General features: G+C 73.5%; 17 protein-coding genes. 13 read left to right on the top strand and 4 right to left on the bottom strand.

Features of this window, described 5'->3' with window-relative positions; genetic code table 11:
* Positions 1–48 precede the first annotated feature (48 nt).
* Positions 49–1,341 (bottom strand): DUF1015 domain-containing protein, encoded by a 1,293-nt coding sequence (locus OIE49_RS09055; protein ID WP_326801865.1) that lies wholly within the window; start codon positions 1,339–1,341, stop codon positions 49–51.
* Positions 1,342–1,413: 72 nt separating this feature from the next.
* On the opposite strand from OIE49_RS09055, the gene OIE49_RS09050 reads away from it, so the two are divergent.
* From OIE49_RS09050 to OIE49_RS09035, 4 genes are all read left to right on the top strand, one after another.
* On the top strand, positions 1,414–2,439 hold the full coding sequence (locus OIE49_RS09050; RefSeq protein ID WP_326801864.1) for an HAD-IIA family hydrolase: 1,026 nt from the start codon (positions 1,414–1,416) through the stop codon (positions 2,437–2,439).
* A gap of 74 nt (positions 2,440–2,513) precedes the next feature.
* Positions 2,514–3,554, top strand: a complete 1,041-nt coding sequence (locus OIE49_RS09045) for a FecCD family ABC transporter permease (RefSeq protein ID WP_326801863.1) — start codon at positions 2,514–2,516, stop codon at positions 3,552–3,554.
* Positions 3,551–4,639 (top strand): FecCD family ABC transporter permease, encoded by a 1,089-nt coding sequence (locus tag OIE49_RS09040; protein WP_326801862.1) that lies wholly within the window; start codon positions 3,551–3,553, stop codon positions 4,637–4,639. Before OIE49_RS09045 ends, OIE49_RS09040 begins: the two co-directional genes overlap by 4 nt.
* On the top strand, positions 4,636–5,520 hold the full coding sequence (locus tag OIE49_RS09035) for an ABC transporter ATP-binding protein (protein WP_100567635.1): 885 nt from the start codon (positions 4,636–4,638) through the stop codon (positions 5,518–5,520). The genes OIE49_RS09040 and OIE49_RS09035 overlap by 4 nt, the downstream gene beginning before the upstream one ends.
* Here OIE49_RS09035 and OIE49_RS09030 read toward each other — a convergent pair.
* Positions 5,504–5,851, bottom strand: coding sequence for a sterol-binding protein (locus OIE49_RS09030; protein ID WP_326801861.1), 348 nt, complete (start codon positions 5,849–5,851; stop codon positions 5,504–5,506). The two genes, OIE49_RS09035 and OIE49_RS09030, sit on opposite strands and share 17 nt — an antisense overlap.
* 42 nt (positions 5,852–5,893) lie before the next feature.
* On the opposite strand from OIE49_RS09030, the gene OIE49_RS09025 reads away from it, so the two are divergent.
* The 6 genes from OIE49_RS09025 (at position 5,894) to OIE49_RS09000 (ending at position 11,909) form a co-directional block, all read left to right on the top strand.
* Positions 5,894–6,217, top strand: a complete 324-nt coding sequence (locus OIE49_RS09025; protein ID WP_326801860.1) for a hypothetical protein — start codon at positions 5,894–5,896, stop codon at positions 6,215–6,217.
* Positions 6,218–6,224: 7 nt separating this feature from the next.
* On the top strand, positions 6,225–7,040 hold the full coding sequence (locus OIE49_RS09020) for a TlyA family RNA methyltransferase (protein ID WP_326801859.1): 816 nt from the start codon (positions 6,225–6,227) through the stop codon (positions 7,038–7,040).
* The gene (locus tag OIE49_RS09015; protein WP_100567638.1) at positions 7,037–7,942 is read left to right on the top strand and encodes an NAD kinase; all 906 of its coding nucleotides are present in this window, start codon (positions 7,037–7,039) and stop codon (positions 7,940–7,942) included. The genes OIE49_RS09020 and OIE49_RS09015 overlap by 4 nt, the downstream gene beginning before the upstream one ends.
* A 113-nt stretch (positions 7,943–8,055) precedes the next feature.
* The gene (gene recN, locus OIE49_RS09010; protein ID WP_326801858.1) at positions 8,056–9,798 is read left to right on the top strand and encodes a DNA repair protein RecN; all 1,743 of its coding nucleotides are present in this window, start codon (positions 8,056–8,058) and stop codon (positions 9,796–9,798) included.
* A 19-nt stretch (positions 9,799–9,817) separates the two neighbouring features.
* A complete protein-coding gene (locus OIE49_RS09005; protein WP_326801857.1) occupies positions 9,818–10,573 on the top strand; it encodes a hypothetical protein in 756 nt (251 codons plus the stop codon).
* Between the two features lie 205 nt (positions 10,574–10,778).
* Positions 10,779–11,909, top strand: coding sequence for a glycosyltransferase family 4 protein (locus OIE49_RS09000; RefSeq protein ID WP_326801856.1), 1,131 nt, complete (start codon positions 10,779–10,781; stop codon positions 11,907–11,909).
* A gap of 3 nt (positions 11,910–11,912) precedes the next feature.
* Here the strand turns inward: OIE49_RS09000 and OIE49_RS08995 are convergent, their stop codons facing one another.
* Together OIE49_RS08995 and OIE49_RS08990 are read right to left on the bottom strand one after the other, a co-directional pair.
* Positions 11,913–13,580 carry a PucR family transcriptional regulator gene (locus OIE49_RS08995; RefSeq protein ID WP_326801855.1) on the bottom strand — a complete coding sequence of 556 codons (1,668 nt, stop codon included), beginning with the start codon at positions 13,578–13,580 and terminating at the stop codon, positions 11,913–11,915.
* A 116-nt stretch (positions 13,581–13,696) separates the two neighbouring features.
* Positions 13,697–15,499, bottom strand: coding sequence for a glycoside hydrolase family 15 protein (locus OIE49_RS08990; RefSeq protein ID WP_326806176.1), 1,803 nt, complete (start codon positions 15,497–15,499; stop codon positions 13,697–13,699).
* 520 nt (positions 15,500–16,019) lie between these two features.
* On the opposite strand from OIE49_RS08990, the gene OIE49_RS08985 reads away from it, so the two are divergent.
* The 3 genes from OIE49_RS08985 (at position 16,020) to OIE49_RS08975 (ending at position 20,630) form a co-directional block, all read left to right on the top strand.
* Complete coding sequence (locus OIE49_RS08985; RefSeq protein WP_100567644.1) at positions 16,020–17,669, top strand: CTP synthase; 1,650 nt, start codon at positions 16,020–16,022, stop codon at positions 17,667–17,669.
* An 85-nt stretch (positions 17,670–17,754) separates the two neighbouring features.
* Positions 17,755–18,381, top strand: coding sequence for an NUDIX hydrolase (locus tag OIE49_RS08980; protein ID WP_326801854.1), 627 nt, complete (start codon positions 17,755–17,757; stop codon positions 18,379–18,381).
* Positions 18,382–18,542: 161 nt separating this feature from the next.
* Complete coding sequence (locus tag OIE49_RS08975) at positions 18,543–20,630, top strand: tetratricopeptide repeat protein (protein ID WP_326801853.1); 2,088 nt, start codon at positions 18,543–18,545, stop codon at positions 20,628–20,630.
* Positions 20,631–20,761 lie beyond the last annotated feature (131 nt).

Raw genomic sequence — 20,761 nt, 5'->3', positions numbered from 1 at the left:
CTGAAACAGAGGGCGGGCCCCGATCACCGGGGCCCGCCCTTCGCCGTTTCAGAGGTCCAGCGCCCTCAGCACCAGTCCCGACGCCGGCTTGGGGCCGAACGACGTCGACTTGCGGGGCATCGTGACCCCTTGGCGGGCCAGGTCGCGGACGACCTCCTCGCGGACCGGGTGCATCAGGACGGCCGTGCCGCCGTCGCGTTCTGCCTTCTCCACGGTCGCGACCGTGTCGTGGATGTAGGCGATGTGGGCCGGGGAGTCCTCGGGGATGTGCCAGACGTGCTCGAGGAGCGTGGCGTGCAGGACGGTCGCGTCGAGGGTGCGCCAGGCGGCGGGGTGTTCCGCCGGGACCGTGCGGGCCAGCAGGGCCGGGTCCGGGCGGTCCACGAGGTGGAAGGAGCCGTCGCCGGCGAACAGGAAGGCGTTGCCCTCGCAGGCCGCGTCCGCGAGCGTCTCCAGGGCTTCCGTCAGGGGTAGGTCCAGCCGCCGTACGCGGAACAGGCCGTCCAGGGCGGACAGCGCGTCGGCGACCGGCAGGCCGTGCAGCAGACGGTGGATGGCGCGTACGCGGAGCGGGTAGCGGGCCGTGTCGACCAGGAGGACCAGACCGTAGTCCCAGGCGCTGGGGGAGGGGTGCTCCGCACGCAGCCGGCGGTAGGTCGCCCAGCGGTGATGGCCGTCGGCGATCAGGGCCTGGTGCCGGGCCAGGTCCTCCTGCACGCGCGCGAGGTCGGCGGGGTCGGTGATCGCCCACAGGCGGTGGCCGAAGCCGTCCTCGGTGGTCGTCGACAGCAGCGGCGGCCGTTCGGCGACCCGCTCGATGATCATCGTGGTGGCGGCGGTCGAGCCGTCGCCGCGGTAGGTGAGCAGCAGCGGTTCGAGATTGGCGCTGGTCGCGCGCATCAGGGCGGCGCGGTCGGCGACCACGTGCGGCATGACGTCCTCGTGCGGCAGCACCACGCCCTCCGCCGGCTCCGACACGCGCAGCGCGCCGATCAGTCCGCGTTGCAGCAGGCCGTCGCCGTCGCACTGCTCGTAGACGTACAGCGCCGGTTCCGGGTCGGGGACGAGGACGCCCTCGGAGAGCCAGCGGCGCAGGGTTTCCGCCGCCTGCTTGTTGCGGGCGCTGGGGCTTGAGGCCTGCGGCAGAATCAGCCGAACGATGTTGTACGGATCGGCCGACTGGAGGTGGTGCAGGCCGTCGGGCCGCACGACGACGTCGTACGGCGGGGACGTCACGGCGGCCAGGCTGCCGACCCGGTCGGGGTCGTAGCGCAGGCCGTGGAACGGGGTGAGTTCGAGGCCCGGGCGTGTTGTCGCCGGTGGGGGACCTGCTGTGTTCATCCCGGCATCGTACGTGTGTCAGTGGCGTAGGGGATGATCGGGGAAAACGGGTGTCATGAGGAGAGATGCGGAATGAGGCAGGGCGTCAGGACGAGGCCCGAGGGCAGTGCACAGGCCCTGAGCGAGGCGTACGACACGGCCCTGCTCGACCTGGACGGAGTGGTCTACGCGGGCGGCCACGCGATCGCGCACGCGGTCGACTCGCTGGGCACCGCCCGCGCGGGCGGGATGCATCTGGCGTACGTCACCAACAACGCCCTGCGCACCCCGGCCGCGGTGGCCGCGCACCTCACCGAGTTGGGCATACGGGCGGAGGCGTCCGACGTGGTCACCTCCGCGCAGGCCGTGGCCCGGCTGATCGCGGACCAGGTGCCGCAGGGTGCGCGGGTGCTGGTGATCGGCGGTGAGGGGCTGCGCACGGCGCTGCGCGAGCGGGGTCTTGAGCCGGTGGAGTCGGCCGACGACGATCCGGCCGCGGTGGTGCAGGGCTACGGCGGTCCGGACCTGCCGTGGGGGCGTTTCGCGGAGGCGTGCTACGCGATCGCGCGCGGGGTGCCCTGGTTCGCCTCCAACACCGATCTGACGATTCCGGGCGCCCGGGGGATCGGTCCGGGCAACGGCGCGGCGGTCGAGGTCGTCCGGATCGCCACGGGCGCGGAGCCGCAGGTGGCGGGCAAGCCGCTGCCGCCCATGCACCGCGAGACGGTCCTGCGCACCGGCGCGGAGCGGCCGCTGGTGGTGGGCGACCGGCTGGACACGGACATCGAGGGCGCGTTCAACGGCGGGGTCGACTCGCTGCTCGTCCTGACCGGGGTGACCGACGGCGCGCAACTGCTCGCCGCGCCCCCTCGGCACCGGCCGACGTATGTCGACGCGGATCTGCGGGGGCTGCTCACCGGGCAGCCGGAAATCACTCGGGAGGGTGACGGTTTCCGGTGCGGCGGGTGGACGGCGACGGCGGACACCGGTCTCGGACTGAGCGGCGAGGGGGAGGCACTGGACGGGCTCCGTGCCCTGTGCGCGGCGGCGTGGACGGCCGGCGGCGACAGCGGGTGCGAGCTGGACGGGGGGAAGGCGCTGGCCCGGCTGGGGCTGTGAATCCGGTGGACCGGTGGACCGGAGGAACGCAGGGAACCGCCGAGCTGGCGCAGAGGGTAGGCTAACCTAACCTCGTGTTGGTCGACAGTCCCCCAGAAGAGCGCGCGGCGGCCGCCGCGCCCCCGACCCGCCGAGGCGTGCGAGCCGCGGGGCTCCTCGTCTCCGTCGCGATACTGCTGCTCGTCGCACTGGCGAGCATCGCGATCGGAGCGAAGGAGCTGTCCCCGGCCCAGGTCTGGCACGGCCTGTTCCAGAGCTCGGGGACGTACGGCGACGTCGTGGTCGGCGAGCGGCTGTCCCGTACGGTCCTCGGTCTGCTCGCCGGATCGGCGCTCGGGCTGTCCGGGGCCGTGCTCCAGGCACTGACCCGCAATCCGCTGGCCGACCCGGGCATCCTCGGCATCAACGCGGGCGCGTCCGCCGCCGTCGTCACCGCCATCACCTTCCTGGGCGTGACGAGCCTCAGCGGCTACGTCTGGTTCGCCTTCTTCGGTGCCGCGGCCGTGGGCGCCCTGGTGTGGTTCCTCGGCGGCAGCCGGGGCGCCACACCCGTACGCCTCGCGCTCGCCGGCACCGCGATCGGCGCCGCGCTGTACGGCTACGTCCAGGCCGTGATGATCATGGACGGGGCGGCGCTGGGCAGGATGCGGTTCTGGACCGTGGGCTCGCTCGCCTCCGCCACGACGGCGACCGTCACCCAGGTGCTCCCGTTCTTCGCGGTCGGCACGGTCGTCGCCCTGCTGCTGGCCCGGCCGCTCAACGCCATGGCCATGGGCGACGACACCGCCCGCGCCCTGGGCACCGACCTGAACCGCACCCGGGCGCTCGCCATGCTCGCCGCGACCGTGCTGTGCGGGGCGGCCACCGCCAGCTGCGGGCCGATCGTCTTCGTCGGCCTGATGGTCCCGCACGTCGTGCGCTCCTTCACCGGACCCGACCTGCGCTGGATCCTGCCCTACGCCACGGTCCTGTCGCCCGTGCTGCTGCTCGGCGCCGACGTCGTGGGGCGGGTCGTCGCCCGGCCCGCCGAGCTCCAGGTCGGGGTCGTCACCGCGATCATCGGCGGCCCGGTGTTCATCCTGCTCGTACGGCGGCGGAGGACGGCCCAGCTGTGAAGACCACCCGCACCCCCCGCCCCGCACGGGCCCTGCGCACCCCCGGCGGGCTGTCCCTGCGCCTCGACGTCCGCACGTGCGCGGTCGTCGCCCTGCTGGTGCTGGCCGCGCTCACGGCGAGCGTCGTGCTGATCGGCACCGGCGACTTCCCGATCCCGGCCTCCGACGTGCTGAGGGCGCTCGTCGGGCAGGGCAGTCAGGGGCAGGAGTTCATCGTCCGCGAACTGCGGCTGCCACGCGTCCTCGTCGGGCTCCTGGTCGGCGGCTGCCTCGGCGTCGGCGGCGCGCTGTTCCAGTCCGTCTCCCGCAATCCGCTGGGCAGCCCGGACGTGCTCGGCCTCTCGCAGGGCTCGGCCGCCGGCGCGCTCACCGTCATCGTCCTGTTCTCGGGCAGCGCCACCGCCGTCACCCTCGGCGCGCTCGTGGGCGGCCTGGTCACCGGCGCGGCCATCTACCTGCTGGCCTGGAAGCAGGGCGTGCACGGGTACCGGCTGGTCCTGGTCGGCATCGGCGTCTCCGCGGTGGTCACCGCCGTCAACGGCTATCTGATCACCAAGGCCGACTTCGTGGACGCGGCCCGCGCGGTGGTCTGGATGACCGGCTCGCTGGACGGGCGCGACTGGACCCAGGTCGGACCGCTGGCCCTCCTGTGCGCCGTGCTCCTCCCGGTCGTCCTCGCCAACGCGCGCGGCCTGCGGATGCTGGAGATGGGCGACGACGTCTCCTACGCCCTCGGGGTGCGCGTCGAACGCGTACGGCTGCTGCTGATGGGCTGTGCCGTCCTGCTGGTCGCGGCCGCCACCGCGGCCGCCGGGCCCGTGAGCTTCGTGGCCCTGACCGCGCCGCAACTCGCCCGCCGCCTGACCCTCCCCCGCTGCCTGAACGGCGCGGGAGGTGCCCCCATGCCCGGCCCCAACCTGCTGCCCTCCCTGTGCATGGGCGCCGCCCTGCTGGTCACCGCCGACCTGACCGCCCAGCGGGCCTTCGGCGCCGACCAGCTGCCGGCCGGCGTGGTCACCGGCGTGCTCGGCGGGGTCTACCTGCTGTGGCTGCTGGTCGCCGAGCGCAGGGCCGGACGGATATGAGCGCCCGCAGCAACGCAGTGAGCAACCGAAGGAGCACCGTGAACCGCCTGTCCGCCGACAACGTCACCCTCGCCTACGACCAGCGCGTCATCGCCGAGCAGCTGTCGGTCGAGATACCCGACAACTCCTTCACGGTGATCGTCGGACCCAACGCGTGCGGCAAGTCCACGCTGCTGCGGGCGCTGTCGCGGATGCTCAGGCCCAGCCGGGGCCGGGTGCTGCTCGACGGGCAGGTCATCCAGTCGATGCCGGCCAAGCAGGTCGCCCGGACGCTCGGGCTGCTCCCGCAGTCCTCGATCGCGCCCGACGGGATCACCGTCGCCGACCTCGTGGGCCGCGGCCGGTACCCGCACCAGGGAATCCTGCGCCAGTGGTCCGCCGAGGACGAGCGGGTCGTGCGCGAGTCCATGGAGCGGACCGGGGTCGGCCGGCTCGCCGAGCGGTACGTCGACGAGCTGTCGGGCGGCCAGCGGCAGCGCGTGTGGATCGCCATGGCACTGGCCCAGCAGACACCGCTGCTGCTGCTCGACGAGCCCACGACGTACCTGGACATCCAGCACCAGATCGACGTCCTCGACCTGTGCGCCGAACTCCACGAGGAGCAGGGACGCACCCTCGTCGCCGTGCTGCACGACCTCAACCACGCCGCCCGCTACGCCACCCACCTCGTCGCCCTGCGCGGCGGCCGGGTCGTCGCCCAGGGCGCGCCGAGCGACATCGTCACCGCCGACCTGGTGGAGGAGGTGTTCGGGCTGCGCTGCCAGGTCATCGACGACCCGGAGACCGGCACGCCACTGGTGGTCCCGGCGGCGCGTGCCGCACGCGCGCGCGTGGCGGCCCACCACATGGCCGCGGGACCGGCCGCTAAAGAAGCTTCGTGAGCCGCACCAGGTCCAGCACGCCCGCCTGGAGCTTCACCCGCCCCGACCCCCAGGCCTTGGCGAACGCCAGCTCCCCGCCGACCAGCGCGATCAGGTCGTCGCCGGTCATGGCGAGCCGGATCTCGGCCTTCTTCGGCGGCGGCCCCTGAACGGTGTCCCGGACCTCTATCCGGCCGTCGACGAGGCGGCCCAGGAAGCTCACGTCGAGATCCTTGATGTGGCAGCTCACCGAGCGGTCCAGGGCCGCCGCGTCGCGGACGTCCCCCTCCGCCTTCGCCATGTTGTCGGAGAGTCTTTCGAGTGCGCTGCGGCACTCCTCGATCGTTGCCATCACCACCGACGTTACCCCAGTGCTTCGCGGTAGCGTCTGGGCATGAGCGACTCTGTGACCGGGACGGAGGTCCGGGAGGAGGCGCCGGCCCCCGAAAGCGAGGCCCCCGGGCCCGGCGACGCGATCGGCGAGCACGGCCCCGCCGCACCCGCCCCGCTGCTCGTGCCCCGCACACCCACCGGCGACGCCCGCGTCGACGCGGCCCTGGAGCGGCTCGGTGACGCCGACCACCTCGCCACCGACGGACACCTCCAGGTGTACGAGGATGTACACGGGGGGCTGCGAGACGCGCTCACCGCGCTCGACGCCCGTCCGGGACCTCCGGCGCCCCCCGCGCAGTCACCGCCGTACCGACACAGGAGCTGAACCGAACGTGGCAGGAGTCGCACGCCGCCGTCTCGACGCGGAGCTGGTCCGCCGGAAGCTCGCCCGCTCGCGCGAGCACGCCGGCCAGCTGATCGCCGCCGGGCGGGTCACCGTCGGCAAGACCGTCGCGACCAAGTCCGCCACCCAGGTGGAGACCGCCGCCCCCATCGTCGTCGCCGCCGACGACAGCGACCCCGACTACGTCTCCCGCGGCGGGCACAAGCTGGCCGGTGCGCTGAAGGCGTTCATGCCGCGCGGACTGGCCGTCGAGGGGCGGCGGGCCCTGGACGCCGGCGCGTCCACCGGAGGCTTCACCGACGTGCTGCTGCGCGCGGGCGCCGCACACGTCGTCGCCGTCGACGTCGGATACGGACAACTCGCCTGGTCTTTGCAGAGCGATGAACGCGTCACCGTCAAGGACCGTACGAACGTACGCGAGTTGACGCTCGAAGCGATCGATGGGGAGCCTGTGGATCTTGTCGTGGGGGATCTGTCCTTCATCCCGCTCGGCCTGGTGCTGCCCGCCCTGGTGCGGTGCGCGAAGCCGGACGCCGACCTGGTGATGATGGTCAAGCCGCAGTTCGAGGTGGGGAAGGAACGACTGGGCAGCGGGGGTGTCGTACGGAGTCCGGAGCTGCGGGCGGAGGCCGTGCGGACGGTGGCGGGGAAGGCCTGGGAACTGGGGCTGGGGGCCGAAGGCGTCACCGCCAGTCCGCTGCCCGGGCCGTCCGGGAACGTCGAATACTTTCTGTGGCTGCGTGCCGGGGCGCCCGCCCTGGACCCGGCCGATGTTGACCGTGCAGTGGCGGAGGGGCCGCGTTGACACAGACCCAAGCTCGAACCGTTTTCCTGCTGGCCCACACCGGTCGGCCGGCCGCCATCCGCAGTGCCGAACTCGTGGTCAAGGGGCTGCTGCTGTCCGGCATCGGCGTACGCGTCCTGGAGGCGGAGGCACGCGACCTGCCTCTGCCGGACGAGGTGGAACTGGTCAAGGAGGCCACCCCGCAGTCCCTCGACGGGTGCGAACTGCTCATCGTGCTGGGCGGTGACGGCACGCTGCTGCGCGGTGCGGAGTTCGCCCGCGCCTCGGGCGTGCCGATGCTCGGGGTCAACCTCGGGCGCGTCGGGTTCCTCGCCGAGGCCGAGCGGGACGACCTCGACAAGGTCGTCGACCGGGTGGTCAGCAAGGCGTACGAGGTCGAGGAGCGCATGACCGTCGACGTGGTCGTGCACCGTAACGGGGACATCGTGCACACCGACTGGGCGCTGAACGAGGCGGCCGTGCAGAAGGTGTCCGCCGAGCGGATGCTGGAGATCGTGCTGGAGATCGACGGGCGCCCGGTGACCGGGTTCGGCTGCGACGGCATCGTCTGCGCCACCCCCACCGGCTCCACGGCGTACGCCTTCTCCGCCGGCGGGCCCGTGGTGTGGCCGGAGGTCGAGGCGCTGCTGATGGTGCCGATCTCCGCGCACGCGCTGTTCGCCAAGCCCCTGGTGACGTCGCCCGACTCCGTCCTGGCCGTCGAGGTGCTGCCGCACGTCCCGCCGGGCGTGCTGTGGTGCGACGGGCGGCGCACGGTCGAACTGCCGCCCGGCGCACGCGTGGAGGTGCGCCGCGGAGCCGTACCGGTCCGGCTGGCCCGCCTGCACCACGCCTCGTTCACGGACCGCCTGGTCGCCAAGTTCGCGCTGCCGGTCTCGGGGTGGCGCGGGGCACCGCACTAGCCGCGCACCGCACCGGCCGCGCACGCACTGGGCCCGCCGGCCGGGGACACGGGTGGGCGGGACCGTTCCCTCCAAGGGTGGGGTGGCGTCGCACGGCGCCACCAAAACCTCGTATGGTCGTGCTCGTGTTGGAGGAGATGCGGATACGGTCACTCGGAGTGATTGACGACGCGGTCGTCGAGCTGTCGCCGGGGTTCACCGCCGTCACCGGTGAGACCGGTGCGGGCAAGACCATGGTCGTCACCAGTCTGGGACTGCTGCTGGGCGGACGCGCGGATCCCGCGCTGGTGCGGATCGGCGCCGGGAAGGCGGTCGTGGAGGGGCGGGTCACCGTACCCGCGGACGCCTCCGCCGCCGTACGGGCCGAGGAGGCCGGTGCCGAGCTCGACGACGGTGCGCTGCTGATCAGCCGTACCGTCTCGGCCGAGGGCCGTTCCCGGGCGCACGTGGGCGGGCGGAGCGTGCCGGTGGGGCTGCTCGCCGAACTCGCCGACGAGCTGGTGGCCGTGCACGGGCAGACCGACCAGCAGGGACTGCTCAAGCTGTCCCGGCAACGGCAGGCCCTCGACCGGTACGCGGGCGACGCCGTCGCCGCGCCGCTCGCCAAGTACGCCGGGGCCTACCGCAGGCTCCGAGCCGTCACCGCCGAGCTGGACGAGATCACCACCCGTGCGCGTGAGCGGGCCCAGGAGGCCGACATGCTGCGCTACGGCCTCGACGAGATCGCCGGGGTCGAACCGCGGGCCGGGGAGGACACCGAGCTGGCCGAGGAGGCGGAGCGGCTCGGCCACGCCGAGGCGCTGTCGTCGGCCGCGTCGGCCGCGCACGCCGCTCTCGCGGGCGATCCGGAGGACCCCGAGGGCATCGACGCGACCACGCTCGTCGCGGGCGCCCAGCGGGCCCTGGAGGCCGTCCGGTCGCACGATCCGGCGCTGGCCACGCTCGCCGACCGCATCGGCGAGATCGGCATCCTGCTCGGTGACGTGGCCGGGGAGCTGGCGGGGTACGCCGACAACCTGGACGCCGATCCGCTACGGCTGGCGGCGGTCGAGGAGCGGCGGGCCGCGCTCGGCGCGCTGACCCGCAAGTACGGCGAGGACGTCAGCGCCGTGCTCACCTGGGCCGAACAGAGCGCCGCGCGGCTCACCGAGCTGGACGGCGACGACGAGCGGCTCGGGGAGCTGACCGCCGAGCGGGACGCGCTGCGCGCCGAACTGGGCGGCCTGGCCCAGGCGCTGACCGACGCCCGGACGGAGGCCGCGGAGCGGTTCGCCGCCGCCGTGACGGCCGAGCTGGCCTCGCTGGCCATGCCGCACGCGCGCGTGTCGTTCGACCTCCGGCAGACGGAGGACCCCGAGGGCGTCGAGGTCGGTGGCCGAACCGTCGCCTGCGGGCCGGCCGGTGCCGACGAGGTCGAACTGCTCCTCGCCCCGCACCCCGGCGCGCCGCCACGGCCGATCGCCAAGGGTGCCTCCGGCGGTGAGCTGTCGCGCGTGATGCTGGCCGTCGAGGTCGTCTTCGCCGGGACGGATCCGGTGCCGACGTATCTGTTCGACGAGGTCGACGCGGGCGTCGGCGGCAAGGCGGCCGTGGAGATCGGCCGGCGCCTGGCCCGGCTGGCCAGGAGCGCCCAGGTCGTCGTGGTCACCCACCTGCCCCAGGTCGCCGCCTTCGCCGACCGGCAGTTGCTGGTGGAGAAGACCAACGACGGCTCGGTGACCCGGTCCGGTGTGAAGGTGCTGGAGGGCGAGGACCGGGTCCGGGAGCTGTCCCGGATGCTGGCCGGCCAGGAGGACTCGCAGACGGCGCGGGCGCACGCCGTGGAACTGCTCGCAGCGGCCCGGGCGGACCTGTAGGAGTGCGTAAGGTGGCGGGATGATCTCCCGGACCGCCACCTCGTTCGCGCTCGCCGCCTCACTCGCCCGGGCCGGTACCGCCGGCCTGCGGGCCCTCGCGCCCGGCGGCCGCGCGCTCTGGGAGCGGCGGAACCACGCGGGGCGCACCGTCGGGCTGTATCCGGGGCCCGCGGTGGCTGTGGCGGCCGCTGCCGCGGCCGCGCGGGTGCGGCCCGCGGCCGGTCTCGCGGTGCTCGCGGCCGGGGTCTGCGGCGCCTACGACGACGTCGCCGGCGCGGGTGACGGGCGGCGCGGTTTTTGGGCGCACCTCGCCGCACTGCGGGGCGGTGAGGTGACCAGCGGGGCGGTCAAGCTGTTCGGGATCTCGGCGGCCGGACTGGCCGCCGGGGCGCTGCTGAAGCAGCGGCCGCTGGACAGGTTCCTCGCCGGGGTCGTGATCGCCGGTGCCGCGCACGCCGTCAACCTCCTGGACGTGGGGCCCGGCCGGGCCGCCGGCGCGGTGCTCGCGCTCGGGGCGCCCGGGCTGCTGCGTGGCGGACCGGGCGCGGAGCTGGCCGCCGTCACCACGGGGGCCGCCGCGGCCGTGCTCCCCGAGGACCTCGGAGAGCGAATGATGCTGGGTGACACGGGGGCACACGCCCTGGGCGCGGTTCTCGGCACCGCGGTCGTCGCGTCCAACGGGCGCGCCGGACTGGTCGCCCACGCCGCGGCGGTGGTGGTCGCGGCCGTCTACGGAGACAGGGCGAACACTCGTCAAATTCACTCGTGTGAGTGACGTGGTCCTTGGCTGCCGCCTGGTCCCGCACACTTCCGACACTCCGGCGGGACAGGAACACCCGTACGTGCTGGCATCCTTGGAACGGGAGCCCTGCGCCGAGCGGGGCGCGCGGTCGAGCACCTCGACTCGATACCTTCTGTACGTTTCCCCGTAACTTCACTTCCCCGTACCCGTCCGACGCCGAACCAGGAGCCCTGGCCGCGTGAGCCCCGTGATCAGCCACGTATCGCACGGTCAGTCGACGCTGCGCACCGTGCAGGTGCTGGGCGGAGGCAGCGCCGGCAGCAGCGCGCACGTGCGGTCGCTGGCGGCGGGGCTGGTCGCCCGGGGCGTGCGCGTGACGGTGTGCGCCCCCGCGGAGGCCGACCGCGCCTACGCCTTCTCCGGCGTCGGCGCCCAGCACGTGCACGTGCCGCGCAGCAGCGACCCGGTGTCCGTGGCCGCGCTGCGCACGGTCTGCGCGGACGCCGACCTGGTGCACGCGCACGGGCTGCACGCCTCCTTCCGCGCGGTGCTGGCGCTCAGCGGCCGCGGCACGCCCCTCGTGGTCACCTGGCACAACCACGAGCCCGCCGAAGGGGCCCGCGCCCATCTGCTGCGGCTGCTGGAGCGCCGCGTGGTCAGGGCCGCCACCGTCGTGCTCGGCACCACCTCCGAACTCGTCGACCGGGCCCGCGGCCGGGGCGCGCGGGACGCCCGGCTCGCCGCGGTCGCGGTGCCCCGGCCGGCCGGCGGATACGAGCACCCGGACCGTCCCCGCGCCAAGGTGCGCGCCGAACTCGGCGCCACCGACCGGCCGTTGCTCATCTCCGTCGCCTCCCTGGATCCGGGCCGCGGCCATGAGCTGCTGCTGGACGCGGCCCGCGCCTGGCGCCTGCTGGAACCCGTGCCGCTGCTCGTCGTCGCGGGGGAGGGGCCGTCGCGTACGGAGCTCCAGCGGCGGATCGAGGACGAGGAGCTGCCGGTGCGGCTGCTCGGACGGCGCGACGACGTCGGTGAGTTGCTCGCCGCCGCCGACGTGGCGCTGCTGCCGAGGAGCTGGGAGGCCCGCTCCGTCCTCGCCCAGGAGGCCCTGCACGCGCGGGTGCCGCTCGTCGCGGCGCGGACCGGCGGCATCCCCGAACTCGTGGGCGACGCGGCCGAACTGGTACCGGACCAGGACCCGGAGGCGTTCGCCGGAGCCGTCATACGGCTGCTCGGCGGCCCCGAACGCCGCGAGGAACTGCGGGACCTGGGCACCCGGCAGGCCGCCACCTGGCCCACCGAGGACGAGACGGTCGCCCAGGTGCTCAGCGTCTACGACGAGTTGACCCGGCCCCGGCCGCTGGCCTGACGCTCAGGGCACGTGCCGGCGGGCCCGCAGGGCCAGGCTGAGGGCCAGGACCGTCTGCGGGTCGTCGAGGTCGGTGCCCAGCAACTCCCCGATCCGGGCGAGGCGGTTGTAGAGCGTCTGCCGGTTCAGGTGCAGTTCGCGTGCGGTCTCCGCCTTGCGGCCCGCGTGCGCCAGATAGGTCTGGAGGGTGGGCAGCAACGGCGGCTTCGAGCGCCGGTCGTGGTCGCGCAGCGGGCCGATCGCGCGGTCCACGAAGGCCGCCAGGTCGGGATGGTCGCGCAGCCGCCACAGCAGCAGGTCGATGTCGAGGCGGCGGGCGTCGTACCAGGGCCGGTCCGGCAGCCCCTGCGCCGCCGTCGCCGCCTCAGCCGCGTGCCGCAGGCCCGCCGAGGCGGCCGCCCAGCCGCCGGCCATCCCGACGACCACCACCTCCGGCTGCCCGTCCGGCCGCCGCATCCCGGCCCGTTCCACACCCGCCCGCAGCGCTGCCGCGACCCGGTCCGCGACGGTGGCCCGCTCCGCCTCCGAGCGCAGCCCGACAAGGAGCGGCACCCGGCCCTCGACCGGCCGCACGCCCAGCAGAGCGGGCACGCCCACCGAGGCCAGCTCCTCGGCGACCGCGCGGGCCAGCGCCGCCCAGCCCCCGCCGCCGGTGCCCGCGCTCGGCCGGGCGGTGCCCCCGGTGGACGCCAGCGCGTCACCGAGCCGCATCACCACGGGCAGCAGCGGGCTGCCGCCCGGCTTGAAACCGAGGACCCGGGCCTGCGCGGGGGCGTCCTCGGCGGCGATGCGCCCCTCGGCGAGGTCGGTCAGGAAGTCGCCGCGGCCGCGCGCCGCCAGCTCCTCATCCTGGCGGGCCTGCATCAGCACCACGGCCAGCAGTCCCGCCGCCCGCTCGGCGGCCATGCGGTGCACCGGGGCCAGCGGCGAGCGGACCGGCAGCAGCACCAGCCGGGCGCGCACCGAGCCGGTGCCGGGACCGCCGCCGGGCACGTCCACGACGACCGAACCGGCCGGCGGGGCCGCGTCCTTGCGCTGGCCGCGCAGTCCCTCCCACACCTGGAGCGGATCGGCGCCCTCGGGGCCGGAGCCGGCCGCGTACAGCAGCTGCCCGTCCGGGGTCTCCAGGAACACCGGGTTGCCGCCGAAGTCGGCCAGGATGCCGAGCACCTGCGGCACCCCGCCGCCGCCGAGCAGTGCCTGGGTGCAGCGCAGGTGCACCTCCTCGGCCCGCTGGAGCAGCGCGTAGTGACCGTTGATGATCTCCGTGTGGATCTCCTCGGTGACCGCCACGAACGGCACCTCGCGGTGCAGCTGGACGAGGGGGAGACCCGCGGTCCGCGCGGTCTCGACGAGGGCGGCGGGCAGGCGGGTGAAGCGCGGGCCCAGCTCCACCACCAGGGCCGCGATGCCGCGGTCGGCGAGGGTGCGTACGAAGACCCGCTGGTCCGCGGGGCGGGTGCCGAGGCCGTAGCCGGTGGTCAGCAGGAGCTCGCCGCCCTTGAGGAGGGAGGCGATGTTGGGGACCTCGCCGGCGTGCACCCAGCGGACGGTGCGGGTCAGCTTGTCGGCGCCGGCGAGGACCTCGGGGAGGCCGCTGCGGAGGCCGGGCAGTTCGAGGGCACGCCGGACGGTGATGCCGGTGCCCTCGGTGTCGAATCTGCGGTCCATGAAGCGGACGCTACCTCTGCCCGCGGCACGGCGGCAGCGCCGGGTGGCCGGCCCGGGCCGGCCGCTGTGAGCTGGGATGACCGCCGGGCGGCCGCGCTCGCCCGCCCGGCGCCGGGTCAGCCTCCGTAGGCGCCGCTCGCCGTCAGGCGCAGGGCCGTGTCGATCAGCGGCACATGGCTGAAGGCCTGGGGGAAGTTGCCCACCTGGCGCTTGCGGCGTGGGTCCCACTCCTCGGCGAGGAGGCCCAGGTCGTTGCGGAGCGACAGGAGCTTGTCGAAGAGCTTGCGGGCCTCGTCCACGCGGCCGATCATCGCCAGGTCGTCGGCCATCCAGAAGGAGCAGGCGAGGAAGGCGCCCTCGTCGCCGGGCAGGCCGTCGACGCCCGCGTGGTCGCCGTCGGTGGGGTAGCGCAGGATGAACCCGTCCGTGGTGGACAGCTCGCGCTGGATCGCCTCGATGGTGCCGATGACCCGCTTGTCGTCCGGCGGCAGGAAGCCCATCTGCGGGATGAGCAGCAGGGACGCGTCCAGCTCCCGCGAGCCGTAGGACTGCGTGAAGGTGTTGCGCTCCTTGTCGTAGCCCTTCTCGCACACCTCGCGGTGGATGTCGTCGCGCAGCACCTTCCAGCGCTCCAGGGGGCCGTCGGCCTCCCCGGACTCGATGAGCTTGATGGTGCGGTCGACGGCGACCCACGCCATGACCTTGGAGTGCACGAAGTGGCGGCGCGGCCCGCGCACCTCCCAGATGCCCTCGTCCGGCTCCTGCCAGTGCTTCTCCAGGTATTGGATCAGCTTGAGCTGGAGCAGGGAGGCGTAGTCGTTGCGGGCCAGGCCCGTCATGTGGGCCAGGTGCAGCGCCTCGGTGACCTCGCCGTAGACGTCCAGCTGGAGCTGGTGCGCGGCGCCGTTGCCCACCCGGACCGGCGCGGAGTTCTCGTAGCCGGGCAGCCAGTCCAGCTCCGCCTCGCCGAGTTCGCGCTCGCCGGCGATGCCGTACATGATCTGGAGGTTGTCGGGGTCGCCGGCGACGGCCCGCAGCAGCCATTCGCGCCAGGCGCGGGCCTCCTCGCGGTAGCCGGTGCGCAGCAGCGAGGACAGGGTGATCGCCGCGTCCCGCAGCCAGGTGTAGCGGTAGTCCCAGTTGCGTACGCCGCCGATGTCCTCGGGCAGGGAGGTGGTGGGCGCCGCGACGATGCCGCCGGTCGGGGCGTAGGTCAGCGCCTTGAGCGTGATCAGGCTGCGGATCACGGCCTCGCGGTAGGGGCCGTGGTACGTACAGTGCCCGACCCACTCGCGCCAGAACTCATCGGTCGCCTCCAGCGACTGCTCCGGCTCCGGCAGCGGCGGCGGCTCCTTGTGCGAGGCCTGCCAGGAGATCGTGAACGCGATCCGGTCACCGGGAGCGACCGTGAAGTCCGCGTACGTGGTCAGCGACTCGCCGTAGGTCTTCACCGATGTGTCGAACCACACCGAGTCGGGGCCCGCCACCGCCACCGTGCGGCCCTCGTGCCGGTGCACCCACGGCACGATCCGGCCGTAGGAGAAGCGCATGCGCAGCGTCGAGCGCATCGGCACCCGGCCGCTGACGCCCTCCACGATGCGGATCACCTGCGGGGCCCCGTCGCGCGGGGGCATGAAATCGGTCACGCGGACGGTGCCGCGTGGGGTGTCCCACTCGGATTCGAGGATCAGCGAGTCGCCGCGGTAGCTGCGCCGGGCCGCGGTGGGCGGCTGGGTGCCGTCCGCGAACGCCGGGCCGATCCGCCAGAAACCGTGTTCCTCGGTACCCAGCAGGCCGGCGAAGATGGCATGGGAATCGAAGCGGGGCAGGCACAGCCAGTCGACTGTCCCGTCCCGGCAGACCAGGGCAGCGGTCTGCATGTCTCCGATGAGTGCGTAGTCTTCGATGCGCCCGGCCACGTGCAACTCCAGTCGAACGGCCACGTCACACCCCACGAAGGGGCTGTCGCTTAGTGCGGTCAAGGGGTGGTTGTAAAGCGTCGTCGAGCGGTGGGGGGAACCGCCGGTCCGCCGCGGGGGGCAGAACGACAACCCTTGCTCAACGAACTGACGAGCTCTAGTTGTTCCGGGTCATACGGACGGGGGTGGTGCCGTGTTGCCGGCCGGGCTCCTCAGCGAGTGTCCGAGCAGGATACGACGCACGTAGATGATCTGCGTGCCGCTCCGGGCAACCCGGGTGCGCCGAACGAGTGAGCCATGCGTGAGGGACCTGTGAGTGGTAATGCGCACGTGTCCGAGCGTGCGCGGAGCGTGGCCGGGAGCCATGCCCGTCAGGCGCTGATACCCTGGTAGCCCGTGGACCGGTGGGCTCGAAACCCCCGAACCGCAGCGACGGCGCCTCAGCCGGAACATCCGGGTTCCCCGGACCGGCCAGCCGTACCGCACGACCAACCGCGACCACGGGAGCCCCCTCTTGGCCATGCCGCCGAAATCTACGACGACCAAGCACATCTTCGTCACCGGGGGTGTCGCCTCCTCGCTCGGCAAGGGCCTCACCGCCTCGAGCCTCGGAATGCTGCTCAAGGCCCGCGGCCTGCGCGTCGTGATGCAAAAGCTCGACCCGTACCTGAACGTGGACCCGGGCACGATGAACCCCTTCCAGCACGGTGAGGTGTTCGTCACCAACGACGGCGCCGAGACCGACCTGGACATCGGCCACTACGAGCGCTTCCTCGACCGCGACCTGGACGGCTCGGCCAACGTCACCACCGGCCAGGTGTACTCCACGGTCATCGCCAAGGAGCGGCGCGGCGAGTACCTGGGCGACACGGTGCAGGTCATCCCGCACATCACCAACGAGATCAAGCACCGCATCCGGCGCATGGCCACCGACGAGGTGGACGTCGTCATCACCGAGGTGGGCGGCACGGTCGGCGACATCGAGTCGCTGCCGTTCCTGGAGACCGTCCGCCAGGTCCGCCACGAGGTCGGCCGGGACAACGTCTTCGTCGTGCACATCTCGCTGCTGCCCTACATCGGCCCCTCCGGTGAGCTGAAGACCAAGCCGACCCAGCACTCGGTCGCCGCGCTGCGCAACATCGGCATCCAGCCGGACGCGATCGTGCTGCGCTGCGACCGTGAGGTCCCCACCGCGATCAAGCGCAAGATCTCCCTGATGTGCGACGTCGACGAGGCGGCCGTGGTCGCCTGCCCCGACGCCCGGTCGATCTACGACATCCCGAAGGTCGTGCACGCCGAGGGCCTGGACGCCTACGTCGTGCGCAAGCTGGACCTGCCCTTCCGCGACGTGGACTGGACGACCTGGGACGACCTGCTGGACCGCGTCCACAACCCCGACCACGAGATCACCCTGGCCCTGGTGGGCAAGTACATCGACCTGCCCGACGCCTATCTGTCGGTGACCGAGGCGCTGCGTGCGGGCGGCTTCGCCAACAAGGCCCGGGTCAAGATCAAGTGGGTCACCTCCGACGACTGCAAGACCGCGGCTGGCGCCGAGCAGCAGCTCGCCGACGTCGACGGCATCTGCATCCCGGGCGGCTTCGGCGACCGCGGCGTGCTCGGCAAGGTCGGCGCCATCCGCTACGCCCGCGAGAACGGCATCCCGCTGCTGGGCCTGTGCCTGGGACTGCAGTGCATCGTGGTCGAGGCCGCCCGCAACCTGGCCGGCATCGCGGACGCCAACTCCACCGAGTTCGACCCGGCCACCGGTCACCCGGTGATCTCCACCATGGCCGAGCAGCTCGACATCGTGGCCGGCGAGGGCGACATGGGCGGCACCATGCGGCTCGGCATGTACCCGGCCAAGCTGGCCGAGGGCTCGATCGTGCGCGAGGTCCACGACGGCAAGGAGTACGTCGAGGAGCGCCACCGCCACCGCTACGAGGTGAACAACGCCTACCGCGCGGAGCTGGAGAAGAAGGCGGGCATCGTCTTCTCCGGCACCTCCCCGGACGGCAAGCTCGTCGAGTACGTGGAGTACCCGCGCGACGTCCACCCCTACCTGGTCGCCACCCAGGCGCACCCGGAGCTGCGCTCGCGCCCCACGCGCCCGCACCCGCTGTTCGCCGGCCTGGTGAAGGCCGCCGTCGAGCGGAAGATCTCCAAGTAGCACGCCCGGTTGTACGGTTGCGGGGGTGCGTGCCGTCGAAGGCGCGCACCCCCGTTCTGTTTGCGCACGTCGGAAAGGGCAGGGCATGACGATCAAGGACATCCCGGAGGAGTGGGAGATCCGGGCCACCGGCACCCCGTTCGTCGGCGGCAAGACCTCCGTCCGCACCGACGACGTGGTCATGCCGGACGGCTCCGTGGTCACCCGCGACTACCAGGTGCACCCGGGCTCCGTGGCCGTCCTCGCCCTCGACGAGGAGGACCGGGTGCTGCTGATCCGCCAGTACCGCCACCCGGTGCGGCAGCGGCTGTGGGAGATCCCGGCGGGCCTGCTCGACGTGCCCGGCGAGAACCCGCTGCACGCCGCCCAGCGCGAGCTGTACGAGGAGGCCCACGTCAAGGCCGAGGACTGGCGGGTGCTGACCGACGTCCACACCTCGCCCGGCGGCTCCGACGAGTCCGTGCGGATCTTCCTCGCCCGGGGCCTGTCCGAGGCGGTCGGCGAGCGCTTCGCGGCGGAGCACGAGGAGACCGACATGGAGCACGCGCGGATGCCGGTGGACGAACTGGTGCGGGGCGTGCTCGCGGGCGAACTGCACAACAACTGCCTGGCGGTGGGGGTCCTGTCGCTGGTCGCCGCACGCCAGGGGGACGGGCTGGACGCGCTGCGCCCGGCCGAGGCGCCCTGGCCGGCGCGCCCCTTCGCGTCCTGAGCGCACCGCCGAACCTCGCGGTGTGACCATCGCCTGATCCGATCGGGCGACGTGTCCGTCGTGCTCCGCACGGTACGTCGCAGAGCGTGAACTAGGCTCTGGAAGCGCCCGGACCGGAGTCCCGGCGGGCTTGCACGTGCGGTGGGACGGGAGTGTGGCCCGTGACGGATCAGGCGGTGGACGCAGGCGGCGTGGGCCTGTCCGGCGGGGATTCGTTCCCCGCGGCCGCGAAGAGTCTTTTCCTGGGCCGTACACGGGAGTTGAAGGAGCTGCGCGCCGACATCGAGCGGACCGGCCTCGACACCCTGACCGGCCGCAAGGCGCCCCGCGCACGCGTCCTGCTGATCGCGGGCAGGCCCGGCTCCGGCCGCACGGCACTCGCCGAGGAACTGGTGGAGCAGGTCGCGCAGCGTTACCCCGGTGGTGTGCTGCGCGCCAGGCTCACCGAGCCCGACGGCACCCCCGTGGCGGTCGAGACCCTCGCCCGCGACCTGCTCACCGCCCTCGATCTGCCGACCCCGCCCGGCGCCGCCGAGGACGACCTGACCGAGGCCCTGCGCACCGCGCTCGCCGAGCGCCGGGCGCTGCTCCTGCTGGACGACGCGGCCGGCGCGGACCAGGTCGACGCGCTGCTGCCGGAGAACGCCGACTGCCTCCTCGTCGCCGTCTCCCGGGGCCCGCTCACCGGGATCGCCGACGTCCGCCCGTGCACCCTGGGCGGCCTGGACACCAAGTCCGGTGTGGAACTGCTGGCGCAGCGCATCGACCCGGTGCGCATCACCGTCGACCCGCGGGCCGCCGAGAGCCTGGTCGAGGTCTGCCAGGGCCAGCCCGCCGCGCTGACGCTGGCCGGCGGCTGGCTCGCCGCCCACCCCCAGGCGGCCGTCGCCGATCTCACCAAGCAGCTGCGCGCCGACCCCGACGAGGGCTCCGTCCTCGGCCGGGTGCTGCGGTTCGTGCACGGCACCCTGTCCGGCACGGCCGCCCGGCTGCTGCGGCTGCTCTCCCTCGCCCCGGCCGGTGACGTCGACCCGCAGACCGCCTCGGCGCTCGCCGGCTGCTCGGTCGAGGCCGCCCGCGGTCTCCTCGACGACTTCGCCGACCTCGGGCTGCTGCGCGCCGTCCCCTCGTCGATGCCGTGCTACGAGGTCCCCGGCTGCCTGCACCCGCTGCTGGCTGAGCTCGCCGAGCGCCAGGACCGCCCCGCCGAGCTGCGGCTCGCCCGCGCCAGGATGCTGGAACGGACCGTGCGGCTGCTCCAGTCCTGCCGGGCGATCACCGAGACCGACAGCCCCGAGACCAGGGAGAAGCTCAAGAGCCTGCCTTCCGGGCTCCGCTTCGCCACACCGCGGGCCGCCGAGAGGTGGCTGCGCGCCCGCAGGCCCGCCCTGCTCGCCGCGGCCCGGCTCGCCGTCGCCGACGGCGAACTGGACACCCTGGCCCGCCGTCTGATGTCCCAGCTCGTGCGGGCCATGGTGGCGCACATCGGCACCCAGGCCGCGGCCGCCGACCTCTACGGCGTCCACCGGCTCGTCATGGATGTGGCCGAGCGGCGCGGGCTGCCCCGGGAGAAGGCCGCCGCCCTGCTGAACCTCGCCGACCTGGACGCCCGCACCGGGCGTACGGCGGGGGCACTGGCCCGCTACCGGGCCGCGCTGGACGCCGGACGGGAGGCCGAGGACCCGTACGCGATCAGCCGCGCCATGGAATCCGTAGGCAGCTCCCACCAGGAGCTCGGGGACTACGACCGGGCCGCCGACTGGTTCGGCCGGGCCCTGGCGCAGCGGCTGGCACGTGCGGAGCGGGAGGACGCCGCCCGCCTCTACGGCCGCATCGCCACCGCGCACACCTACACGGGCCGCTACGGCGAGGCGCTGCGCAACTGGCGGGCGGCCGCCGCCGTGCACCGGAAGTCCGGCGATGTCGCCGCCCACGCGCGGGCGTTGAGCGAGCTGGCGCGTGTCCAGGAGTACGCCGGGCGGCCCGAGGACTGCCTGCGCACCTGCCAGGAGGCGGTCGAGTGGGCCCGCCGCGCCGAGGACGTACGGCTCCAGGCGGCGCTCCAGCTGCGGCTCGCCGACACCCTGGAGCGGCTGGGCGACGCGACCACGGCGGCCCTGCACCGCCGGGCGGCCCGGCGCCTGCTCGACGACGAGGTCCCTGCGGCCGAGGACGGGGGCCCGGAGGGCCCATTGACGGAAGAAGGCGCCAATGCCTGCGAAATCCGCAGTGCATCGACTGAAGATTGATGCAATGAAAGGCTAGACAGAGGGAAAGCCTTCATTAGACTGGTGCTGCCGCTCGTTCTCCTGCGGTGTCGCCTGGTATGCCTTCGCATGCCGGGGTACGTCTGCAATTGCCCCACATTCTCTGAGCCAAG

It is taken from the genome of Streptomyces sp. NBC_01788, assembly GCF_035917575.1.
In the GTDB taxonomy this organism is placed as follows: Bacteria; Actinomycetota; Actinomycetes; order Streptomycetales; family Streptomycetaceae; genus Streptomyces.
This window is presented reverse-complemented; position numbering and strand designations above follow the sequence as displayed.